This window comes from Streptomyces sp. NBC_01217, assembly GCF_035994185.1.
Lineage (GTDB): Bacteria > Actinomycetota > Actinomycetes > Streptomycetales > Streptomycetaceae > Streptomyces.
This window is the reverse complement of the sequence record NZ_CP108538.1, coordinates 7,382,232-7,404,602: the sequence shown is the minus strand read 5'-3', so window position 1 is coordinate 7,404,602 and position 22,371 is coordinate 7,382,232. Positions and strand designations below refer to the sequence as shown.

Below are 22,371 nucleotides of genomic sequence, written 5' to 3'. Positions count from 1 at the left end.
TGACCGGCGGGGATGTGCCGCCTGACCGGCGGAGACGCCGCGCCACGAGGGGCAGCGTCGATGTACTGGAAGTACTGGGGGAAGAATGTCCGGCACCCGGCCGGCAGCGGGGTGTGGGCCGGCCGGGGCCGGACAGTCATGGGGGGGCAGACTCCGCCGTGCGGCGCGGATCAAACCCGTACGCGCCAGGGCCTGCTGGCCCTGGCGCGAGGAGGGACTACTGGATGCCCAGTGCGGTGCACTTGGCGGCGATGTCCTTGACGCAGATCGCGGAGGCCTGGTAGATGCCGTCCTTGACCACGGTGGACTCGATGTTGTCCTTGTTCACCACGGTCGGCTCGAGCAGCGTGGAGGGAACGCCGTCCGTCTCGCCCGAGGCGCCGATGTCCTTGCCCTGGAGCAGGTTGACAGCGAACTGGGCAGCCGTCGGGGCGAGCTGCTTCGGCGACTTGTAGATCGTGAAGGTCTGCGTACCGGCGATGATCCGCTGGATACCGGGGAGCTCGGCGTCCTGGCCACCCACCGGGATGTCCTTGATGCCGGCGTTGCCCAGGGACGTGATGATGCCGCCCGCCATGCCGTCGTTGGCGGAGTAGACCGCGTTGATCTTGCCCTTGCCGACCGAGGAGATCGCGGCGGTCATCTTCTCGCCGGCGATCTTCGGGTCCCACTCGCCGGACGCCTCGTAGGCAATCTTGATCTTGCCGTCGAGGGCCTCGTGAGCACCCTTCTTGAACAGGCCGGCGTTCGGGTCCTTCTCGTCACCGTTGATCATGACGAGGTTGGAGCCGGCCGCCTTGGAACCGAGGGCGGCGAGGACGGCCTCGCCCTGGAGCTTGCCGATCTTCTCGTTGTCGTGGCTGACGTAGGCGTCGGCACCGACGATGGCGCGGTCGTACGCGACGACCTTGACGCCCTTCTTGTGTGCGTCGGCAACCCACGCGGCGGACTTCTCGGCGTCGACCGAGGAGATCGCGATGACCTTGATGCCGTCGGCTATCTGCTGCTCGAACTGCTGCTTCTGCTGGCCGACATCACCGGCCGCGTTGTTGTAGACAACCTCGCAGTCCGCGCAGTCCTTCTTGACCGCTTCGATGAACAGCGGCTTGTCCAGCGTCTCGTAGCGAGCGGTCTTGTTCTCCGGGAGCAGCAGACCGATCTTGGTCTTGCTGCCCGAGTCCGCCGAGCCCTTCTTGTCGTCGCCCGCCTTGCCACAGGCTGCGAGGGAGACGGCCATCGAAACTGCGGCCGTGCCTATGACGATGCGTCGCGTCATTGCGTTCATTGCGGGTGTGCCTCCCTGACGAGGCCGCAACGTTGCGGCCGAGGTGGCTGGAAGTCAACTCGGCCGCGAAGCCGACGTCAAGGAGTAAATTCTTAACGAGATGACAACGGTGCCATTCGTTATCTAAGTGAAGGCAGGGGTCGCCGTCGACAGAGTGCCCTCCAAGAGGGTCGAATCGCCCATTTCGCTCAGCACCAGGGCCAGCGCGCCCAGCACCTCGGCCCGGCCGCCGAGCGCCCCGGGAAGCACCGAGAGCTGCCTCGCGGCGCTGGGAATGGCATAGCGGGAGACCGAGTCGCGGATCGGTGCGAGGACCAGTTCGCCCGCCTCCGCGAGCGAACCGCCGAGCACCACCCGGCTGGGGTTGAGCAGATTGCAGAGGTTGGCCACCCCGCTGCCGATGTGCCGCCCCACGTCCCCGATCACCCGGCGGCAGCCGGGATCGCCGCCACGGGCCAGCTGGACCACCCGCTCCATGGTGAGATCGGGCCCGTGGCTGGGCTGGAGCAGCGGCAGGACGTACCGCGCGGCGGTGAACGTCTCCAGGCACCCGCGGTTGCCGCAGCGGCACACCGGGCCCGATTCGTCGAGCGTGATGTGCCCGATCTCACCGGCCGTCCCGCCCGGCCCCCGGTAGATGTGCCCGTCGATCACCAGACCGGCGCCGACACCGCTGGCGACCTTGATGTAGGCGAGGTCCTTGACCCCGCGGCCGCTCCCCCAGACCAGTTCGCCGAGCGCCCCGAGGTTGGCGTCGTTGTCGACGTACACCGGTACGCCGAGCCGGCCCGCGAGCTCCTCGCTGGGGTTGATGCCCGTCCACCCCGGCAGGATCGACGTGGAGCCCAGCGTGCCGGACTCCACGTCGATCGGGCCGGGTACACCGAGGCCGACCCCGATCACCTTGTCCGGGCTGATCCCGGTCGTCTCGATCAGCCGCTTGACCAGGCGTTCCGCCCGTCCGAACCCCTCCGCGGCGGAGGCGTCGACATCCATCGGCTCGGACTCCTCGGCGAGCACCTGGTGGGCGAGATTACCGACCGCCACCCTCAGATGCGTATGCCCGAAATCGACGCCGATCACGATGCCTGCGTCGCCGCTGAGCGAGACGCTGCGGGCCCGGCGGCCGCCCGCCGAGGTGGGGGTCACCTCGACCGTGCCGCCGTCCTTCAGCTCGCGCACGATATTGGAGACGGTGGCCGCTGACAGGCCGGTGCTCCGCGCGATCTCCGCCTGGGTGAGCGAGCCGGCCATGCGTACGGCGCGCACGACCCGCTCAAGGTTGGCGCGATGCAGAGATGTCTGCGACCCCGGAGTCTCCATCGACTCTCTCACTCCTACCGTTTTCTCTAACATGTGAACTCTAAGCTGAGCGTTTTGGGGCACTCCCCGTCAAGACCTTGAGCATGCGAAGCCTCGGATGAGCACACGGCCCGCACCCGGTACGGCCCCGTAACACACACAAACCGCCCGCCGGCGATGCGCCGGCGGGCGGTTTGTGTGTGTGCGGAGAATACGGGGTGCTACTTCACCGCACCCGCGGTGAGCCCAGCGACGACCTGACGCTGGAAGATGATGTAGGCCGCGAGGACCGGCAGCATCGCCATCACCAGACCGGCGAAGAGACCGGACCAGTCACCCTTGTACCCCTGGCTGTTGGCCAGCTCGACCAGCCCCTGGGAGAGCACCCGGTGCCCCGGATCGGTGTTGAGCACCGTGGGCAGCATGTACTGGTTCCACTGCCCGAGGAAGTTGAAGATACCGACGCTGATCAGGCCGGGCTTCGCCATCGGCAGCATGACCTGGAAGAACGTCCGGGTGTGCGAGGCCCCGTCGAGCATCGCCGCCTCCGCCACCGAGGACGGCAGCGTCCGGAAGAACGAGGTGAGGAAGAAGACGGTGAACGGCAGCGAGTACGCGATGTAGACCATGATCAGTCCGTGCCGCGTGTTCAGCAGGCCCATGTTGTTCATGACGAAGAACAGCGGGACCAGCGCCAGGATGATCGGGAAGCTCATCCCGCCGATGAACAGGTAGTAGAGGAAACGGTTGCCGGGGAAGTCGAACCGCGCCAGTACGTACGCCGCCATCGAACCGAGCAGCAGGGTGCCGGCGAGCGAGCAGCCCACCACCACGACGGTGTTGAAGAAGTAATCGCTCATGTGCGCCTGGCTCCAGGCGCGCGACCAGTTGTCGAAGTGCAGCTTGTCCGGCAGCGCCCACGGCGTCGACAGGATCGAGTCGTCCGTCTTGAACGACGCCATCACCGCCCACAGCAGCGGCATGACGACCAGGATCGCCCAGATGATCAGCACACCGTGCGAGAAGACATTGAGGACCTGGCCCTCGCTGCTCTTCGCCTTGACGGCGGGCGCGGGCGCCTTGGCCACGGGGACCGGCTCCACCGCCGGGGCCGCGGGAGGGGTGTCAGTGGTCTTCATCAGAACTCCAGCCGCTCGCGCCGGCCCAGCCGCATCACGATGGCGGCGAAGGCCATGGTGACGATGAGCAGTCCGACACCGATCGTTGTTGCGTATCCGGCCTGCCCGTCGCGGAAGGCCGTCTGGTACACGTACAGCGGAAGGACCGTGGTCGAGTAGTCGGGGCCACCGGGGCCCACGGTCATGACCTGTACGGCGGTGAACGCCTCCACGCCGAGGGCCAGGATGCCCATGTAGACCCAGCCCGACTGCACCGTGTCCCAGAGCAGCGGAAGCGTGATCCGGAAGAAGGTCGTGAAGCGGTTGGCGCCGTCCAGGAGCGCCGCCTCGTAGAAGTCCTTCGGAATGGACGCCATTCCGGCCGAGAAGAGGACGACGAAGAATCCGACCGTCGACCAGACCAGTACCGACATGACGCAGACGAGCGCGAGACTCGGGTCACCCAGCCAGTCCGGCTGGATGGAACCGAGGCCGATTCCCTTCAGCGTCGCGTTCAGCATCCCGTCACGGGGGTTGAAGGCGAACTGGAAGAGCAGGGCGACGATGACGATCGAGAGCACCTGCGGGAAGAAATAGGCGATCTTGTAGAAACCCGAGCCGCGCACGCCGGAGACCGCGGCGTTCTTGCGCCGCCGGCCTCCGACATTGAGCATGAAGGCGAAGAACAGCGCCAGGCCCAGCGTCACCAGCGGCAGCAGCAGCACAAGCAACACGCTGTGCTGCAACGACTTCCAGAAGATGTCGTCCTTCAGCATCCTCGTGTAGTTGTCGATCCCGACCATCTTGAAGTCAGGGCTCAGGCCGGTCCAGTCCGTGAACGAGTAATAGATGGACTGGACGAACGGCCAAATGACGAAGACCGCGTACAGCGCGAGTGGGACTGCCAGGAACCCCACGATGAAACGGTACTTGCCATGCTGCATCGTTTACCGACCCCGATCTTTCCGCGGGTGCCGCCGCTGGTGACGGTTGCTCACTGGTGCTTGTAGTGCTTGATGGACTGATCCTTGGCCGCCGCGTCGGCGAAGGCCTGGATCTTCTTGATGGCTTCCGCCGGGGTCGCACGTCCGGCCATCATCTCGCCGATACCGGCGACACCGATCTGCTCCTTCTGGAGCTTCACGTACCAGTCCTGCAGACGCGGGTTCACCACGTTGTCGCCGGCCTTCTTCAGCGCGTCGACACCGGCCTGCATGGCGGTCGACAGGGTCAGACCGTCGGTGCCGCCGTTGAAGGCGCTGAGCGACTTGACCTGCTTGGTGAAGTTCTTCGAGGACTCCTCGGAGAGCATGATGCGCAGCTGCTCCATGCCGCCCTCGGGGTTCTTCGCCTTGGCCGGGACGACGAAGGGCTCGCCGCCGGACGCCCAGATGGTGCCGAACGGCATCTTGTCGGACGAGTCCAGGCCGGACGGCGCCGAGACCATCATCTTGAAGTCCTTGGGCGTGGTGGGCGCGGCCTCGTTCTCCACCCACGAACCGTTCGGGATGAAGAGCGCCTTGCCCTTGGTCCACTCGGTCTGCGACTGGATGTGGGTCAGGCCCGGGGTGCCCTTGAGGATGTACCCCTTCTTGTACAGCTCGTAGTACGCCTCGAACGCCGCCTTGACCGCGGGGTCCTTCCAGGCGTTCGGCTCCAGGTTGTCGATCTTGTCGAGAACCTCCCGGCCGCCGATCTTGGCGATGAACGGGTAGAGCGAGAACGGCAGGTAGTAGGGGTACTTACCGGCGTACGTCCAGCCGGCGATGCCCTTCTTCTTCGCCTTCTCGCACAGGGCGAGCATGTCGTCCCAGTTCTCGGGGTACTGCGCGTCGAGGTTGTCGAGCGCGGTCTGCGAGTACCAGACGCCGTACACGGTGTACGCGTAGTACATGATCCAGACCGGGTCGCCGTCGAACTGACCCATCTCCAGGACGCCCGGACGCAGCGTGTCGCGGACCTTCTTGGACGGGTCGTCGATGGACGGGGCGTCCATCAGCGGCGTCAGGTCCAGCAGCTGCTTCTTGCCGACCAGGACACCCATGTCCATCTGCTCGGCGCCGGAGTTGTCGATCAGGTCCGGCGGCGTGCCGCCGTTGAAACGCGGCTGCAGCTGCGACTGGATCTTCTGCGTCGCGGCGTGCTTGACCTTCGGGGCCTTCGGGAACGCCGCGTTGTACTTCTTCTCCGCGTCGATCGCGTACTGCTGGCCGAAGCCGCCGTCGAAGATGACCACCTCAAGGGGGGCCGTCTCGTTGACGCCGAGCGGGTTCGTCTTGCTGGTCTTGCCCTTCTCGACCTTCTTGTCGCTGCTGCTGTCGCTGCTCGCACACGCCGACAGGAAGCTCATCGTCGGAACGGTGATCAGGCCGAGTGCGGCAGATCGCTTGATCACATCGCGACGGCCGAGGCCCTCATTCTTGTGGGCGGAGGTGGATCCCATGCTCAAGTCCTCGCCTTCTCCAGGACTCAGGCGGTGTGTACCGGTCGCCCGTCGAAAATTCGCCTCAGGCGAAGGGCCCCGCCACCGCGGTCAGTTGCGCTTGGGTCATGCTGATTTCAGGCTAGCCATGTGCAGCGGGGGGGTTTGGGGAGATCGGGCAGCGGATGCACTTGCCACGCGTTCCTCGGCCGTTCCCCGTGTCCCCCTTGTCCGCGTCGCCGGAAAAAGCTATGCGGACGCCGACAGGTATAGTCCACTCCAAGCCGCCTGAGCAAGATCGAATGCAAGGTTGAGCAGCAGTCTTTCCCGAGTTGAGACCTCGCGGATACCTGGACCCCGCACGCCCTGGTCCAGGTGTAACGATTTCCGCAATACGGTCGATTCTGTCGGCGATTCACACCCAACACCCTTGACACATCAAGGCACTTGGCTCCCTACTGGACCTTGCGCAACTGTCTGACAACGTTGTCCATGCGCACTTCCTCGGGAGGAATGGCTCGGCATGCAGCCCCGACACGGTTCTCGCAAGAGACAAAGCCGCACGGCCGCACTGATCGCGGCTTCACTGGTTCTGGTCGTGACAGCCCCCGGCATGGCCGCCGCACAGTCGGCCGGGACAGTCAAAAAGGACCAAACCCCCTTGGGGGAACGGACGTTCAGTTCATCCTTCGAATCGGATGAAAAGCAGCCGGACTGGCGCAACACCGTCGAAGAAGGTCCTGACGGAGAGAAGCGGTCATCGGGTGTCGACGGCGGCTTCTCCGCCGGAATACCGGGCAACGTGACCGACAAGGTGACAGATGTCCGCGCCAGCGGCGAGAACACCGGCGGCGGGGAGGTGAAGGAGAACCTGATCGACGTGGAGTCCGGCACCAAGTGGCTGTCCTTCGAACCCACCGCCTGGCTCGAGTTCGACCTCACCGAACCGGTGAAGGTCGTGACATACGCGTTGACGTCGGCCAATGACCACGACGAGCGCGACCCGAAAGACTGGACCCTGCAGGGCTCCGCCGACGGCAAGGACTGGAAGGACCTCGACTCCCGGACCGGTGAGACCTTCACCGAGCGGTTCCAGACCAAGTCGTACGATTTCACCGCCGACACGGCATACCAGCACTATCGCTTGCAGATCACGAAGAACAACGGCGCCTCCGACGCGACCCAGCTCGCCGACGTCCAGTTCTCCGACGGCAACACCTCGGCCCCGGCGCCCGACTCGATGCGCAGCCAGGCCGACCGCGGCCCGTCCGGCTCCCCCACCGCCAAGGCGGGCGCGGGCTTCACCGGCAAGAAGGCCCTGCGGTACGCCGGTACGCACAAGGCGGACGGCCGGGCCTACTCGTACAACAAGGTCTTCGATGTGAACACGGCGGTCACCCGTGACACCTCGCTCTCCTATCTGATCTATCCCCAGATGGGCGAGACCGACCTCTCCTACCCGGCGACGCATGTCTCGGTGGACCTGGCGTTCACGGACGGCACGTATCTGAGCGATCTGCGGGCCACAGACAGCAACGGCGGTCTGCTGACCCCGCAGGGCCAGGCCGATGCCAAGCGGCTGTACGTCAACCAGTGGAACAAGGTCGACTCCTCGATCGGTACGGTCGCTGCGGGCAGGACCGTCGACCGGATTCTGGTGGCGTACGACTCCCCCAAGGGCCCGGCGAAGTTCCAGGGCTGGATCGACGACATCAAGATCGCCCCGAAGGCGCCCGAGAAGCGCCGCGCGCACCTCTCCGACTACGCGTCGACGGTCCGTGGCACCAACTCCAGCGGTGGTTTCTCGCGCGGCAACAACTTCCCCGCCACCGCCGTCCCGAACGGCTTCAACTTCTGGACCCCGGTCACCAACGCCGGATCCACGAGCTGGCTGTACGACTACGCGCGCGGCAACAACGACGACAACCTGCCCACCCTCCAGGCCTTCAGCGCCAGCCATGAGCCGAGCCCCTGGATGGGCGACCGGCAGACCTTCCAGCTGATGCCCTCGGCGGTCTCCGGCACCCCGGACGCCGCCCGCACGGCGCGTGCGCTGCCGTTCCACCACGAGAACGAGACGGCGAAGCCGCACTACTACGGTGTGACGTTCGACAACGGCCTCAAGGCCGAGATGACACCGTCCGACCACGCCGCCCGGATGCGGTTCACCTACCCGGGTGACGACGCGAGCATCGTCTTCGACAACGTCTCCAACGACGGCGGGCTCACCCTCGACCCGGCGACGAGTTCCTTCACCGGCTTCTCCGATGTGAAGAGCGGCGGCTCGACCGGCGCCACCCGGCTCTTCGTGTACGGCGTCTTCGACGCTCCGGTCACCGCGAGCGGCAAGCTGTCCGGTGGCGGTGGCGACGACGTCACGGGCTACCTGCGCTTCGACGCGGGCAAGGACCGCACGGTCGGCCTGCGGCTGGCGACCTCGCTGATCAGCATCGACCAGGCGAAGCACAACCTCGCCGCCGAGATCCCCGCCTCCCGCTCCTTCGGCCAGGTCGAGGACCGGGCGCAGCAGGCCTGGGACGGCATCCTGGGCAAGGTGGAGGTCGAGGGCGCGACGGCCGACCAGCTGACCACCCTGTACTCCAGCCTGTACCGGCTGTACCTGTACCCGAACTCGGGCTTCGAGAAGGTCGGCGGCAAGGACAAGTACGCCAGCCCCTTCTCCCCGCAGGTCGGATCCGACACCCCGACCCACACGGGCGCGAAGATCGTCGACGGCAAGGTGTACGTCAACAACGGCTTCTGGGACACCTACCGCACGACCTGGCCCGCGTACTCCCTCCTCACGCCGGACAAGGCCGGCGAGATGGTGGACGGCTTCGTCCAGCAGTACAAGGACGGCGGCTGGATCTCCCGCTGGTCGTCCCCCGGTTACTCCGACCTGATGACCGGGACCTCCTCCGATGTCGCGTTCGCGGACGCCTACGTCAAGGGTGTGAAGTTCGACGCGGAGGCGGCGTACGACGCGGCCCTGAAGAACGCCACCGTGGTCCCGCCGTCCTCGGGCGTCGGCCGCAAGGGCATGGAGACGTCCCCGTTCGTCGGCTACGCCAACACCTCCACGCACGAGGGCCTGTCCTGGTCGCTGGAGGGCTACCTCAACGACTACGGCATCGCGCAGATGGGCCGGGCGCTCTACAAGAAGACGAAGAAGGAGCGGTACAAGGAGGAGTCCGAGTACTTCCTGAACCGGGCCCGCAACTACGTCGACCTCTTCGACTCCAAGGCGGGCTTCTTCCAGGGCAAAAACGCCAAGGGCGACTGGCGGGTCGCCTCCGACGCGTACGACCCGCGGGTCTGGGGCTACGACTACACGGAGACGAACGGCTGGGGCTACGCCTTCACGGCCCCGCAGGACAGCCGGGGCCTGGCCAATCTGTACGGCGGCCGGGACGGCCTGGCGAAGAAGCTCGACACGTACTTCGACACGCCGGAGACGGCCGGTCCCGAGTTCGTCGGCTCGTACGGCGGTGTCATCCACGAGATGACGGAGGCACGTGACGTACGGATGGGCATGTACGGCCACAGCAACCAGGTCGCGCACCACGTCACCTACATGTACGACGCGGCATCGCAGCCCTGGAAGACGCAGGAGAAGGTCCGCGAGGTCCTGAGCCGCCTCTACACGGGCAGCGAGATCGGCCAGGGCTACCACGGCGACGAGGACAACGGCGAGCAGTCGGCCTGGTACCTCTTCTCCTCGCTCGGCTTCTACCCGCTCGTGATGGGCAGTGGCGAGTACGCGATCGGCTCCCCGCTCTTCAAGAAGACCACGGTCCATCTGGAGAACGGCCACGACCTGGTGGTCAGGGCGCCGAAGAACAGCGCGAAGAACATCTATGTGCAGGGCCTGAAGGTCAACGGCAAGAAGTGGAACTCGACTTCGCTGCCGCACGAGCTGCTGGCCAAGGGCGGTGTGCTGGACTTTGACATGGGTGCGAAGCCGTCATCGTGGGGCACCGGCAAGGACGCTGCGCCGGTCTCGATCACCACGGACGACAAGGTGGCGACGCCGAAGGCGGACGTGCTGAAGGGCGCAGGTGCCCTGTTCGACAACACATCGGCCACCTCGGCCACGGTCACCTCGGTGGACCTGCCGGTGTCCTCGGCCACGAACGCGGCCCAGTACACGCTGACATCGGGCGCGGCGGACAAGGCCCCGACGGGCTGGGTCCTGCAGGGCTCGTCGGACGGCACGACGTGGAAGGACCTCGACAAGCGGTCGACCCAGTCGTTCGCCTGGGACAGGCAGACGCGGGTGTTCTCGGTGAGCGCGCCGGGCTCGTACGCGCACTACCGCCTCGTGTTCGCCGGTGAAGGGACACTCGCGGAGCTGGAGTTGCTTTCCTGATCCGATGCTCCCGGCGCCCGTGGCGCAGCCGCGGCCGCTGACGGACGGCCGGTACCTCCTGCGAGGTACCGGCCGTTCTTCGCGCTCCTGGGGTGTTGTGTCCGGCAGCGGGTGTCCCACGGCCGGACACAACACCCCGGCCGGGGCACTACGCGCCGGCCCGGCACAACAACTCAGCCGGACACAACGCCCTCGGTCCCGCTCGGGAAGTCCGGAACGGCCCGGGGGAAGAGGCTCTCGGGCAGGGTAACGTTCCATGCCGTCATGACCGGCTGGCCGTGCTCGGTGCCGAGCCGGGAGACGGCCCCCGTGGCGAGCTGGAACAGCGTGCCCTCGGCGGGGGTCAGTCCGAGATAGCGGGCGGTGAGCACGCGCAGGAAGTGGGAGTGGGCGACGAGCGCGATGTCCTCGTCCGCGTCACGGCTCGCCGCCTCAGCGACCTCGGCCAGCACCCGGTCGGCGCGGGCACCGACCTCGGTGGGGGTTTCGCCGGGGTGCGCCTCGGGGCCGGGGGCGACTCCGTCGGTCCAGAGGTTCCACTCGGGGCGGGTGCGGTGGATCTCCTCGGTGGTCACCCCTTCGTAGCCGCCGTAGTCCCATTCGCGCAGCTCGGGGGTGATGCGGGGGGCGGCGAGTCCGGCGAGCTCGGCGGTGCGCCGGGCGCGTACCGAGGGACTGACCAGGGTGAGTGCGATCTGCCGGTCGGCGAGCAGGGGCGCCAGTGCGCGTGCCTGCCGTTCGCCCAGGGGGGTCAGGGGCAGATCGGTGTGACTCGTGTGCTGCCCGGACCGCGACCATTCGGTCTCGCCGTGCCGGATCAGGATCAGCTCGCCCATGGGTGTCATCCGCTCTCTGCGCTGTTCGTGCCGTGTAACTTGCCAAACCCCCCGGTCCACCATCGCATTCCGCGCGCCTCTCGGCCTCGCCCCACGCGCGGCGTCCCGCACGGCGGAGGTGTCATGCGGCGCACTCGTCGCCGGTGAGCACCTCGTGGATGACGTGTCGTGCGATGGCCGCCATGGCCGGGTTCGTCTCCCGGTAGTGGCGCAGCTCGCCGAGTGCGGTCGACAGCGCCCAGCCGCGGCCCCGGGCCCAGGCCGCGTCGTCAGCCTCCAGGGCGGTGCGGAAGGTGCCGCGTGCAGCGGCCGGCAGCAGGTACCACGCCGCGATCAGGTCGACGGCCGGGTCGCCCAGCCCCAGGCACCCGAAGTCGATGACGGCGCTGAGCCGCCCGTTGGCGATCAGCAGGTTCCCCGGTTGCAGATCCGCGTGGATCCAGACGCCCGGGCCGGTCCGCTCGGGGGCTCGCAGGGCCGCCTCCCAGACCGCGACCGCCGCGTCGGCATCGATGGTTCCGTGCAGCTCCCCGATCGCGGCGCGCGTCGATGCGTCGCGCGCAGCCAGGGGCTCGCTGCGGTAGGAGGGCGGTCCGTCGGTGGGGTCGACCCGGTGCAACGCGGCGACGAACCCCGCCAGATCCGCCGCGAGCAGTACGGGTTCGGCGGTGCGCCCGGCGCCCGGACTGCCACCATCCGGCCCGACGGTCGGATTGCGGCCCTCCAGCCAGCGGTAGACCGACCAGGGCCAGGGGTATCCGGCGGCGGGCTCTCCCCTGCCCAGGGCCACGGGGATCGCGGCGGGGAGCAGGGGCGCGAGCCTCGGCAGCCACCGGTGCTCCTTCTCCACATCACGTGCGGCCCCCGCGATGCGAGGCAGTCGCACGACCATGTCCTCGCCGAGCCGGTACATGGCGTTGGAGGTGCCCGCGGAGGCCACCGGTTCGGCGGGCAGCCCGGCCCACTGCGGGAACTGACCGGCGATCAGCCGGCGCACCAGGGGTACATCGATGTCCGGCTCGTCGGCATGCATCTTGCCCGCGGGCATGTGAACCATCCAGGAATCGGGTGATCTTCCCCACGTGACGCGTGTCGCACGACGCGGTGATGGGAGCGAAGTGCCGACGGCTGTCGGCCGGGGTTCATGAGAACGGCCCGGACCGGCACCCGTCAACTCGTTTCCCCCGGTGGCCCGATGGGCGAAGCGTGCGAGCCGCCGTACAGGTCCCGGGGCCCGTGCGCGGGACATCCGGTGGGCGGTCCCACGGCCCTGGCGATGTCGCGTCATCAGAACTTAACGAGCTGCTCACGCCTCAAGTGGCCTGCGCCACGGGCAATCCCCACCCGAAGAAGGTACGGTTCTGGCCGTACCTCGACGCGAGGTGCGTACGCAACAAGGGGGAACTTCGTCATGCCCAACACACTCAGCCCCGAACTGTCCTACACCCGGACCGTGGCCAGGTCACTGGTGCACCGGGCGGCGATCTGTGAGGTCTTCCTCACCGACGCGTCCCACCTCTCCGACAACGAGTATCTGATAGCCGCTCAGCTCCCGCGCGTCCACAGCTACTACAGCGACCACATCACCGCACCCGCGAGTTACGACCCGCTGCTGCTGGTCGAGGTGTTCCGCCAGGCGTCCATCTATGTCGCCCACCGGTTCCTCGACGCGCCGATCGAGAGCAAGTTCAGCTTCAACAGCGGCGACATGACCGTCACGGACCCGCAGGCCCTGCGGATCGGCGGGTTGCCCGGCCGCGTGGAGATCCATGCCACGCAGGCCTCCCTGAAGCACCGCGAGTCCGTGGTGACCGGCTCCGGCCTCGATCTGGTGCTCACGATCGACGGCCGTGAGGCGGCGACCATGCGTACCGTCACGCAGTGGATGCCGCCCGCCGCCTGGAACCGTCTGCGCGAGAAGGGGCGCGCCGCGCTCACCCTCTCCCCGGTCCGCTCGCACCACACCGGGCGCCGGATCGCCCCGGTCACCGTGGGGCGTTCGACGCCGCAGAACGTCGTCCTGTCCGAGGCCGTGGTGAACGACTGCGAGCTGCGGGCGCACGTGATCGTGGACCAGGCCAACCCGGCGCTGTTCGACCACCCGCTGGACCACATCCCGGGTGCGCTGATCTTCGAGGCGTACCGGCAGACCGCCGTACACGCGGCGCACGAGCTGTTCGGTCTTTCGCCGCGCGGACTGCTGCTGACCCGGGTGGAGACGGACTTCACCCGCTTCGGCGAGTTCGAGCTGCCCACCGACTGCCTGGCCCGGGTCGTCGAGTCGCCCGCCGCCGACACCGTGGCCTTCGAGATCACCATGGTGCAGGAGGCCGACACGATCGCGCGTGCCCGCGTCCACCTCACCCGGACCAGTCCCCTCCCGAACGCCCTGCTGAATCGGTTCTCCTCCGCTGCCGTCTAGGGATTTGCCCAACGAGGCCCGAGTCCCCGAATCCGACCGCACACCGAGGAGACAACAGTGTCCCTGCCCATGATCTGGTTCGACTTCGGCGGAGTGCTCTCGCCGCCGCTGGACGACCTCTTCGACCACTACCACGCCCGTACGGGCATCACGCCCCGCCAGCTCAAGAACGCCCTCGCCGCCGTCGCGACCGGGCTCGGCGAGGACGATCCGCTGGCCCCCATCGAGCTGGCCATGCTGCCCGAGCCCGAATGGGGCCGGGCCATGGCCGCCGCGCTGGAGTCGGCCGACCCCGGCATCGACCTCTCGCGAGCCCGCTTCGAGCGCTTCGGCGAGCAGTGGTTCGAGGGGGTGCGCGCCAACTCCGTCATGGTCGCCACCGCCCGGCACGCCAAGGAGCACGGCTACCGCGTCGGCATCCTGTCCAACAACGTCGTCGAGTGGGAGCCGTACTGGCGGGCCGTCGTCGAGCCGGTCGGCGAGGTGGACTGCATCGTCGACTCCTGCAAGGTCGGTGTGCGCAAGCCCGATCCGGAGATCTTCCGCCGCGCGGAGAAGGCGGCGGGTCTCGATCCGGCCGACTGTGTGCTGATCGACGATCTCGCGGTGAACTGCGAGGCCGCCCGGCGCACCGGTTGGCGGGCCGTGCACTTCCGCAACAACGCCCAGGCGACACGGGATCTGGCGGGCCTCATCGGTCTGCCGGCCCTCGTCTGACCCCTGTACCCCCACGCCTTCGAAGAACCCAACGGAGCACGCATGACCATCACCGCCGAGTCGGCGACCGTCACCGTCACCGACATCCCCGGGCTCGACCCGACGCCCCCCTTCACACCGCTCGGCGAACGCAGCACCGGCGGCGTCCCGCTGATCGAACTCCCCAGCAGCCACCGGGCGTTGCACCTGACCCGGTATGCCGACGTCCACAAGGTCCTCACCGACCCGAGCTTCGGGCGCACCGAGACGAACGTGGACGACGGCCCGAGCTTCCTGCCCACGACCATGCCGAAGGAACTGCTGCTCAATCTCGACGCGCCGCACCACGCCCGCATCCGCGGGTTCGTCGCGGCCGACTACAGCTCCACGGCGACCGAGCGGCTGCGCCCGGTGCTCGACCGGGTGCTCGACGAGGCCGTCGCCCGGCTGCGCTCGTCCGGCACGCCCGATCTGTTCCGGGACCTGATCGACCGGGTGCCGGTGACGGTGAACTGCGACTTCCTCGGCATACCAGTGGAGGACATCGACTACTTCCGCACCTCGTCCCGGATCGTCCAGATCGCCTCGCACGACGACGTACCGGATCTGGTGGAGCACTTCTACCGGGTGTACGGATACGTCGACGAGCTGGTCAAGGGCGTACGGCCGGTCGTGACCGGCGGTCTCATCGACCGTTTCCGGGCGCAGCGCGACCGGGCCGAACCGCCGCTGGAAGACTCGGAGTTGACCGGAATCTTCTTCGGTTCACTGCTCGGCGCCGACCAGAACATCGTCTCGGTCCTCACCAAGTCGCTGTACGTCCTGCTGTCGGCGCCCGCGCTGTGGCAGCGCCTGGCAGCCGAGCCGGAGATCGCGCCGCGTCTGGCCGAGGAGCTGATCCGGCTGATCCCGCTCGGTACGATCTCCGCCTTCCCGCGGATCGCCGGACGCGACGTGGAGACCAGCGAGGGCACGGTCCTGACCGGCGATGTGGTCTATCCGGACGCGTTCGCCGCCAACCGGGACCCGGCGGTCTTCGCCGCCCCGCTGACCGTCGACCCGGACCGGGAGCCGGGCAAGCGGCACCTGCAGTTCGGCTACGGCATGCACCACTGCATGGGTGCCGCGCTGGCCCGGATGGAGATCGTGAGCGTACTGACGCGGCTGGCACGGGAGTTCCCCGGCCTGGTGCTGGACACCGACCCGGCCGAGGTCCCGTGGGACCACGGCACGGTGCTGCGGCGGCCGACGTCGCTGCCGGTCCGCTGGTAGCGGGCCCGGGACGCGGGGGCGGGCACGGATTTGCGTGCCCGCCCCCGCGGTGTGCGTCAGCGCGGTTCGCCGAACCACTGCCGCAGCGTCCCTTCGAGCGCTCCGCCGTCCGACGCCCAGGCGATGTATCCGTCGGGGCGCAGGAGTACGGCCTCCCAGGGCAGCGGCCGGGGCGGCGCGGCCGTGACCGTATGGACCACATGGGCCCATCCGGCGGCCTGTCCGGCGTACGGGGCGGCCTCGTCGCTCAGCAGCAGGAGCAGCGGGCGGCCCTGGCCGAGGAGTCCGGTGACATCGGTCTTCGTGCCGTCGGCCGCCGTCAGCGGCAGGTTCGGCATGAACTGTCCCTCCCAGTCGGAGCCGCGCCCGGTGCGCGGCGGGCAGACGGTGTCCTGGGCGCTGACCATCGAGCCGAGGTGCTCGTTGACCTCTTTCAGACCGAGCAGTTCGGTGAACAGCCCCCGCAGCGGGTCAAGTCCGGGGTCGGGCCGCATCAGGGCAAGCTGGGCACGGGTGTTGTCGATGACCCGCTGTCCGGCCGGACGCCGTTCGGCGTCGTAGGTGTCGAGCAGGTCCTTTCCCGCGGTGCCCGCGAGCACATGGGCCAGTTTCCAGGCGAGGTTGACGGCGTCCTGGAGACCGAGGTTGAGGCCCTGGCCGCCGACGGGGAAGTGCACGTGCGCGGCGTCACCGGCCAGCAGGACACGGCCTTCGCGGTAGTCGTCGACAAGCCGGGCGTAGTCACTGAACCGGGAGAAGAACAGCGGGTCGGCCATCGGGACGTCGCGCCCGAGGATGCGGGAGCCCTCGGCACGCAGTTCGTCGAGGGTGAGGTCGGTGTGCCGGTCGGGATGCGGTCCGCGGAAGTCGATGGTGATGAACCGGCTGTGTCCGTACGGGTTGACTCCCGCGACGGTCCAGCCGCGCGGCGTACGGTTCCAGCCCGACGGGACGGCCGCCGGTTCGGTGAGGCGTACGAGACCGAGCAGGGCGGAGACGGTCGCGGGGTGCGTCGTGGCACGGAAGCCGGCCCGTTCTCGTACGGTGCTGCGCGCGCCGTCGGCGCCGACGAGATAGCGGGCGGTGAACTCCCGCACACCGTCCGGGCCTTCGGCGAAAACCTCGACGCTGTCGGGGCCCTGACGGACATCGGTGACGCGGTGTCCGCGCAGGACGGTGGCGCCGCGCTCGCGGGCGCGGGCCTCGAAGTCCCGTTCCAGGTCGGCCTGGGAGCGGCCGACGATGGGGCCGGCCTCGGTGCCGGGTGCGGAGATGGTCAGTCCGGACATGCCGGCGAAGTGGAAGTGGTCCGCGACGGGCCGGGCCAGCTGATCGGGGTGTGCGACGCGGGTCGTCAAGTAGCGTCGGCGGGCCAGCTGTTGGACGGTTCGGGCGTGCAGTGTGCCTGCCTTGGGCTGATCGACGGTGACGGGGTTGGTCTCCAGAACGGTCACCTGCACGCCGTGGTGGGCGAGTTCGGCGGCGAGGAGCATGCCGACCGGACCTCCTCCGGCGATCAGGACCGGGATGTCGTGGTCGGCGCGGTCCTCGGGGCGATGCTGCTCGGTCATGGGGCACGGTCCTCGGGTGCGGTGGCGTCACATGCGTACGGGAGGAGCCCGGCACCCGTGCGGGGGATCGCGGGTGCCGGGCGGTTCAGCGGGTGCTGCCGGTCACGCGGCCTGCTGTTCCTGGCGGTTGCCGCCGCGCAGCAGGGCGAAGACGACGGCGCACAGGACGAGGCAGGCCGCGGCGAGGCCCCAGAGCACGGTGTGGAAGGCGGAGTCATAGGCCTGGGTCAGGAAGTCGAGGAACCCCTGCCGGTCGGTGGCACCGGACACCTCGGCGGCACGGGCGAGGTCGCCGCCCGCCGCCTGGCTCGCCACCTCGGCGGCGTGACCGGCTCCGGCGTGCGCGCCGATGGAGTCGCCGATGTCCGAACCGAGGACGGTGGCGAGCGCCGAGCCGTACACCGCGACGGCGATGGCCTCGCTGCCGAGCCGCAGCGTGTTGAGGAAGCCCGCGGCCATGCCGGCCTTGGCCGGGTCGACCTGTTCGAGCGCCTGGCCGTCGACGAGCCCGGCGGCCAGCCCCATGCCCGCACCGGTGACGATCATCGGCAGGGCCACGACGGCGATGGCGATGTCCGGGGAGAAGAGGGTGAGGGCGACATCGCCGACGATCAGGCAGGCGAGGCTGACGTAGATCAGGGTGAGGGCGGAGACACCGCGGTTGACGAGCTTGGCGGCGAGCATCGGGCAGACCAGCACGGGCGCGGTGAGCAGCACCATGATCAGGCCCGCCGCCCCGGTGTCGCGGCCGGCGACGGCAGTGAGGTAGCTGGGCAGATAGGTCAGCATGGTGACGAAGCCGATGGAGCCGGCGACGGGGACCAGGCAGAGGCCGACGAAACGGCGGTTGCGCAGCACACTGAGGTCGAGCATGGGGTGCTCGCGCCGGTTCTCGACGTAGGCGAAGACGGCGAGGACCACGAGCGCGCCCGCGAACAGGGCGACCACACCGACGCTGCCCCAACCCCACTGGGAGCCCTGCACGATGGCGGTGGTCAGCAGCACCATGGCGACGACGAAGAGGCCGCTGCCCGCGAAGTCGATACGGGCTCCGGTGGAGCCGGTGGCGGGCACGGCCTTGGAGATGGCGGGCACGGCGAGCAGTACGACCACCAGGGCGATGGCGTGCACGGCGAACACCCAGCGCCAGCCGAGGGTCTGGACGAGCGCACCGGACAGGGACGGGCCGAGGGCCACACCGACTCCCGCGACGGTGCCGAAGTAGGCGAACGCCTTGGCCCGGGCGGGCCCTTCGAAGATGGTGGAGACGATCGCGGCGCCGCAGGAGAAGATGGCCGCGCCACCGATTCCGGCGAGGGCGCGGGCGACGTCGAGCCACAGCACATCGGTGGCGAAGGCGCTGGCGAGCGAGGCGGCGGCGTAGATCGCGGCGCCGGCGGCGAAGGCCTTGACGCGGCCGATGATGTCGGCGACGGAGCCCCAGACGAGCGTGAAGCAGGCGAAGGCCACGTTGAACGCGTTGACCACCCACTGGAGCGGGGCGAGTCCGGCGTGCGTGGAGGCGCCGATGTCGGGCAGCGCGACGGCCGTACCGGAGATCGACATGGGGACGACGAACACGGCGAGGAGTACAGCGATCAGGGTCAGGGTGCGGCCCGGCATCTCCTTTGCCGCTGACGCGGGCGGTGCGTCGGACGACGCGGTCTGCGTACTCATAGGACAAACTCCAGGCTCGGCCCGGCCGCCAAACGACCAGGTACGGTTTTCGTCGTACCTTAAGTTCGCACATCTTTTAGGTTGGAAGCAACCCGTACCTAGGATGGGAACAGCCCACAGCCGAGGTCAGGAGAGGAGAGCAGCGATGCCAGACGAGGAAGGCCATCCGGAACCGGAGGAATTGGACCTGCGCACGGTCCTGAACGCGATCTCCGACCCCCTGCGCTGGGGGATCGTCGTGGCCCTGCTCCGCGAACCGGAGGGCACGCCCCGCACCTGCGCGTCCTTCAATCTGCCGGTCTCCAAGTCGACCACCACGCACCACTTCAGGACCCTGCGCGAGGCAGGTCTGGTGCGGCAGGTGAACCGGGGCAACAGCCGCGCGGCGACCCTGCGCAGGGTCGACCTGGACAAGCGGTTTCCGGGGCTGCTGGACCTGATCCGCGCCAACTCCTGAGCCCCGCACGTGTTACGCGCAAGAGCCGCACCGGCCACGCGGAAGGGCCGCACCCCGGCGGGGTGCGGCCCTTCGCAACGTACCGGACTGCCTACTTGCGGATCAGGCTGCGGAGCACGTACTGCATGATGCCGCCGTTGCGGTAGTAGTCCGCCTCACCGGGGGTGTCGATGCGGACGACCGCGTCGAACTCCACACCGGTGTCGGTGGAGACCTTGACCGTGCGCGGCGTGGTGCCGTTGTTCAGCTCGGTCACGCCGGTGAAGGAGAAGGTCTCCTCGCCGGTCAGACCGAGGGACTCGGCGGTCGCGCCCTCCGGGAACTGGAGCGGGAGGACGCCCATGCCGATGAGGTTCGAGCGGTGGATGCGCTCGTAGGACTCGGCGATGACGGCCTTGACGCCGAGGAGCGCGGTGCCCTTGGCGGCCCAGTCGCGAGACGATCCGGAGCCGTACTCCTTGCCCGCCAGGATGGCCAGCGGGACACCGGCGGCCTGGTAGTTCTGCGAGGCGTCGTAGATGAACGACACCGGGGCGTCCGCCTGGGTGAAGTCGCGGGTGAAACCGCCCTCGGTGCCCGGGGCGATCTGGTTGCGCAGGCGGATGTTCGCGAAGGTGCCGCGAATCATGACCTCGTGGTTGCCGCGGCGCGAGCCGTAGCTGTTGAAGTCGCGGCGCTCGACGCCGTGCTCCGTCAGGTACTTGCCGGCCGGGGTGTCGGCCTTGATCGCACCGGCCGGGGAGATGTGGTCGGTGGTGACCGAGTCGCCCAGCTTGGCGAGCACGCGCGCGCCCGTGATGTCGGAGACCGGGGTGGTCTCCATCGTCATGCCCTCGAAGTACGGGGGCTTGCGGACGTAGGTGGACTGCGGGTCCCACTCGAAGGTGTTGCCGGTCGGGATCGGCAGCGCCTGCCACTGGGCGTCGCCCGCGAAGACGTCCTGGTAGGACTTGTTGAACATGTCCTCGCCGATGGCGTTGGCGACGACGTCGTTGACCTCGGCCTCGGAGGGCCAGATGTCCGCGAGGTGGACCGGCTTGCCGTCCTGGTCGATGCCCAGGGCGTCCTTGGTGATGTCGACCTTCATCGAACCGGCGATGGCGTACGCGACGACCAGCGGCGGGGACGCCAGGTAGTTCATCTTGACGTCGGGGTTGATCCGGCCCTCGAAGTTACGGTTGCCGGAGAGCACCGAGGTCACGGCCAGGTCGTGCTCGTTGACCGCCTTGGAGACCTCCTCCGGCAGCGGGCCGGAGTTGCCGATGCAGGTGGTGCAGCCGTAGCCGACGAGGTTGAAGCCGACCTTGTCGAGGTACGGGGTCAGGCCCGCCTTGTCGAAGTAGTCGGTGACGACCTTCGAGCCCGGGGCGAGGGTGGTCTTGACCCACGGCTTGCGGGTCAGGCCCTTCTCGACCGCCTTCTTCGCCACGAGCGCCGCGGCGACCATGACGTACGGGTTCGAGGTGTTGGTGCAGGAGGTGATCGCGGCGACGGTGACGGCGCCGTGGTCGATCTCGTACGTCGTCCCGTCGGGGGCCGTGACCGTGGTGGGGCGGCTCGGCACACCGTTGGTGGTGGCTGGGGAATCGGAGGCCGGGAAGGACTCCTTGCCCGACTCCTCGTCCTCGGAGACGTAGTTGCGCACGTCCTGGGCGAACTGCTGCTTGGCGTTGGCCAGGATGATGCGGTCCTGCGGGCGCTTCGGGCCGGCGATGGAGGGGACGACCGTGGAGAGGTCGAGCTCCAGCTTCTCGGAGAAGTCCGGCTCGGCGGCCGGGTCCAGCCAGAGACCCTGCTCCTTGGCGTACGCCTCGACGAGCGCGACCTGCTGCTCGTCACGGCCGGTCAGGCGCAGGTACTTCAGCGTCTCGTCATCGATCGGGAAGATCGCGGCGGTGGAGCCGAACTCCGGCGACATGTTGCCGATGGTGGCGCGGTTCGCGAGGGAGGTGGCGGAGACGCCCTCACCGTAGAACTCGACGAACTTGCCGACGACACCGTGCTTGCGGAGCATCTCGGTGATGGTCAGCACGAGGTCGGTGGCGGTGGTGCCGGCCGGGAGCTCGCCGGTCAGCTTGAAGCCGACGACGCGCGGGATGAGCATGGAGACCGGCTGGCCGAGCATCGCGGCCTCGGCCTCGATGCCGCCGACGCCCCAGCCCAGCACACCGAGGCCGTTGACCATGGTGGTGTGCGAGTCGGTGCCGACGAGGGTGTCGGGGTACGCCTGGCCGCCCCGGACCATGACCGTACGGGCCAGGTGCTCGATGTTGACCTGGTGGACGATGCCGGTGCCCGGGGGGACGACCTTGAACTCGTCGAAGGCGGTCTGGCCCCAGCGCAGGAACTGGTAGCGCTCCTTGTTGCGGCCGTACTCCAGCTCGACGTTCTGCGCGAACGCCTCGTTGGTGCCGAACTTGTCGGCGATGACGGAGTGGTCGATGACCAGCTCGGCCGGGGCGAGGGGGTTGATCTTCGCCGGGTCGCCGCCCAGCTCCTTGACGGCCTCACGCATGGTGGCGAGGTCGACGACACACGGCACACCGGTGAAGTCCTGCATGATCACGCGGGCCGGCGTGAACTGGATCTCCTGGCTGGGCTGCGCCTGCGAGTCCCAGCCGCCGAGCGCCCGGATGTGGTCGGCGGTGATGTTCGCGCCGTCCTCGGTGCGGAGCAGGTTCTCCAGCAGCACCTTCAGGCTGTAAGGGAGGCGCGCGGAGCCCTCGACCTTGTCCAGCCTGAAGATCTCGTACGACTCGTCGCCCACGCGCAGCGTGCTGCGGGCGTCGAAGCTGTTCGCCGACACGACAGTCTCCTTCATCAATGTGCGCGTACTCCGCGCCGCGCCTCATTACGGCGGGCGCCGCGTGGTGCCGCCTACGGCCCCTCGAACAATCCGCTAAGGTAAGGCTTAGTTAGGTAACCCTTACTGACTGGCGGACTG

The 22,371-nt window shown here is 68.3% G+C and carries 15 protein-coding genes; 5 read left to right on the top strand and 10 right to left on the bottom strand.

Going from position 1 to position 22,371, the window contains the following annotated elements; translation table 11 throughout:
- Positions 1–217 precede the first annotated feature (217 nt).
- The 5 genes from OG507_RS33110 to ngcE form a co-directional block, all read right to left on the bottom strand.
- Positions 218–1,285: a sugar ABC transporter substrate-binding protein gene (locus OG507_RS33110; RefSeq protein WP_442811055.1), complete on the bottom strand. Its 1,068-nt coding sequence runs from the start codon at positions 1,283–1,285 to the stop codon at positions 218–220.
- A 123-nt stretch (positions 1,286–1,408) separates the two neighbouring features.
- Positions 1,409–2,608, bottom strand: a complete 1,200-nt coding sequence (locus tag OG507_RS33105; protein WP_327370778.1) for an ROK family transcriptional regulator — start codon at positions 2,606–2,608, stop codon at positions 1,409–1,411.
- A 200-nt stretch (positions 2,609–2,808) separates the two neighbouring features.
- Positions 2,809–3,726, bottom strand: coding sequence for a carbohydrate ABC transporter permease (locus OG507_RS33100; protein ID WP_327370777.1), 918 nt, complete (start codon positions 3,724–3,726; stop codon positions 2,809–2,811).
- Positions 3,726–4,649: a carbohydrate ABC transporter permease gene (locus OG507_RS33095; protein WP_327370776.1), complete on the bottom strand. Its 924-nt coding sequence runs from the start codon at positions 4,647–4,649 to the stop codon at positions 3,726–3,728. Before OG507_RS33095 ends, OG507_RS33100 begins: the two co-directional genes overlap by 1 nt.
- Before the next feature lie 50 nt (positions 4,650–4,699).
- Entirely contained in the window at positions 4,700–6,148 is a 1,449-nt protein-coding gene (gene ngcE, locus OG507_RS33090; RefSeq protein WP_327370775.1) for an N-acetylglucosamine/diacetylchitobiose ABC transporter substrate-binding protein, read from the bottom strand.
- Positions 6,149–6,650: 502 nt separating this feature from the next.
- Between ngcE and OG507_RS33085 the strand changes: the two genes are divergently transcribed.
- Positions 6,651–10,496, top strand: coding sequence for a GH92 family glycosyl hydrolase (locus OG507_RS33085; protein WP_327370774.1), 3,846 nt, complete (start codon positions 6,651–6,653; stop codon positions 10,494–10,496).
- 173 nt (positions 10,497–10,669) lie between these two features.
- Here the strand turns inward: OG507_RS33085 and OG507_RS33080 are convergent, their stop codons facing one another.
- The gene (locus OG507_RS33080; RefSeq protein ID WP_327370773.1) at positions 10,670–11,332 is read right to left on the bottom strand and encodes a histidine phosphatase family protein; all 663 of its coding nucleotides are present in this window, start codon (positions 11,330–11,332) and stop codon (positions 10,670–10,672) included.
- A gap of 121 nt (positions 11,333–11,453) precedes the next feature.
- Positions 11,454–12,380, bottom strand: coding sequence for an aminoglycoside phosphotransferase family protein (locus OG507_RS33075; protein WP_327372179.1), 927 nt, complete (start codon positions 12,378–12,380; stop codon positions 11,454–11,456).
- A gap of 363 nt (positions 12,381–12,743) precedes the next feature.
- Between OG507_RS33075 and OG507_RS33070 the strand changes: the two genes are divergently transcribed.
- From OG507_RS33070 to OG507_RS33060, 3 genes are read left to right on the top strand one after another with little or no spacing between them, the layout of a single operon-like run.
- Positions 12,744–13,754 carry a ScbA/BarX family gamma-butyrolactone biosynthesis protein gene (locus OG507_RS33070; RefSeq protein ID WP_327370772.1) on the top strand — a complete coding sequence of 337 codons (1,011 nt, stop codon included), beginning with the start codon at positions 12,744–12,746 and terminating at the stop codon, positions 13,752–13,754.
- Positions 13,755–13,811: 57 nt separating this feature from the next.
- On the top strand, positions 13,812–14,471 hold the full coding sequence (locus OG507_RS33065; protein ID WP_327370771.1) for an HAD family hydrolase: 660 nt from the start codon (positions 13,812–13,814) through the stop codon (positions 14,469–14,471).
- A 42-nt stretch (positions 14,472–14,513) separates the two neighbouring features.
- Complete coding sequence (locus OG507_RS33060; RefSeq protein WP_327370770.1) at positions 14,514–15,722, top strand: cytochrome P450; 1,209 nt, start codon at positions 14,514–14,516, stop codon at positions 15,720–15,722.
- A gap of 56 nt (positions 15,723–15,778) precedes the next feature.
- On the opposite strand, the gene OG507_RS33055 is transcribed toward OG507_RS33060, so the two are convergent.
- Complete coding sequence (locus tag OG507_RS33055; protein ID WP_327370769.1) at positions 15,779–17,293, bottom strand: FAD-dependent monooxygenase; 1,515 nt, start codon at positions 17,291–17,293, stop codon at positions 15,779–15,781.
- Positions 17,294–17,395: 102 nt separating this feature from the next.
- Positions 17,396–18,970, bottom strand: coding sequence for an MFS transporter (locus OG507_RS33050; RefSeq protein WP_327370768.1), 1,575 nt, complete (start codon positions 18,968–18,970; stop codon positions 17,396–17,398).
- A 145-nt stretch (positions 18,971–19,115) separates the two neighbouring features.
- Between OG507_RS33050 and OG507_RS33045 the strand changes: the two genes are divergently transcribed.
- Positions 19,116–19,427 carry an ArsR/SmtB family transcription factor gene (locus tag OG507_RS33045; RefSeq protein ID WP_327370767.1) on the top strand — a complete coding sequence of 104 codons (312 nt, stop codon included), beginning with the start codon at positions 19,116–19,118 and terminating at the stop codon, positions 19,425–19,427.
- 91 nt (positions 19,428–19,518) lie between these two features.
- Here OG507_RS33045 and acnA read toward each other — a convergent pair whose 3' ends face one another.
- Complete coding sequence (gene acnA, locus OG507_RS33040) at positions 19,519–22,233, bottom strand: aconitate hydratase AcnA (protein WP_327370766.1); 2,715 nt, start codon at positions 22,231–22,233, stop codon at positions 19,519–19,521.
- Between the last annotated feature and the right edge of the window lie 138 nt (positions 22,234–22,371).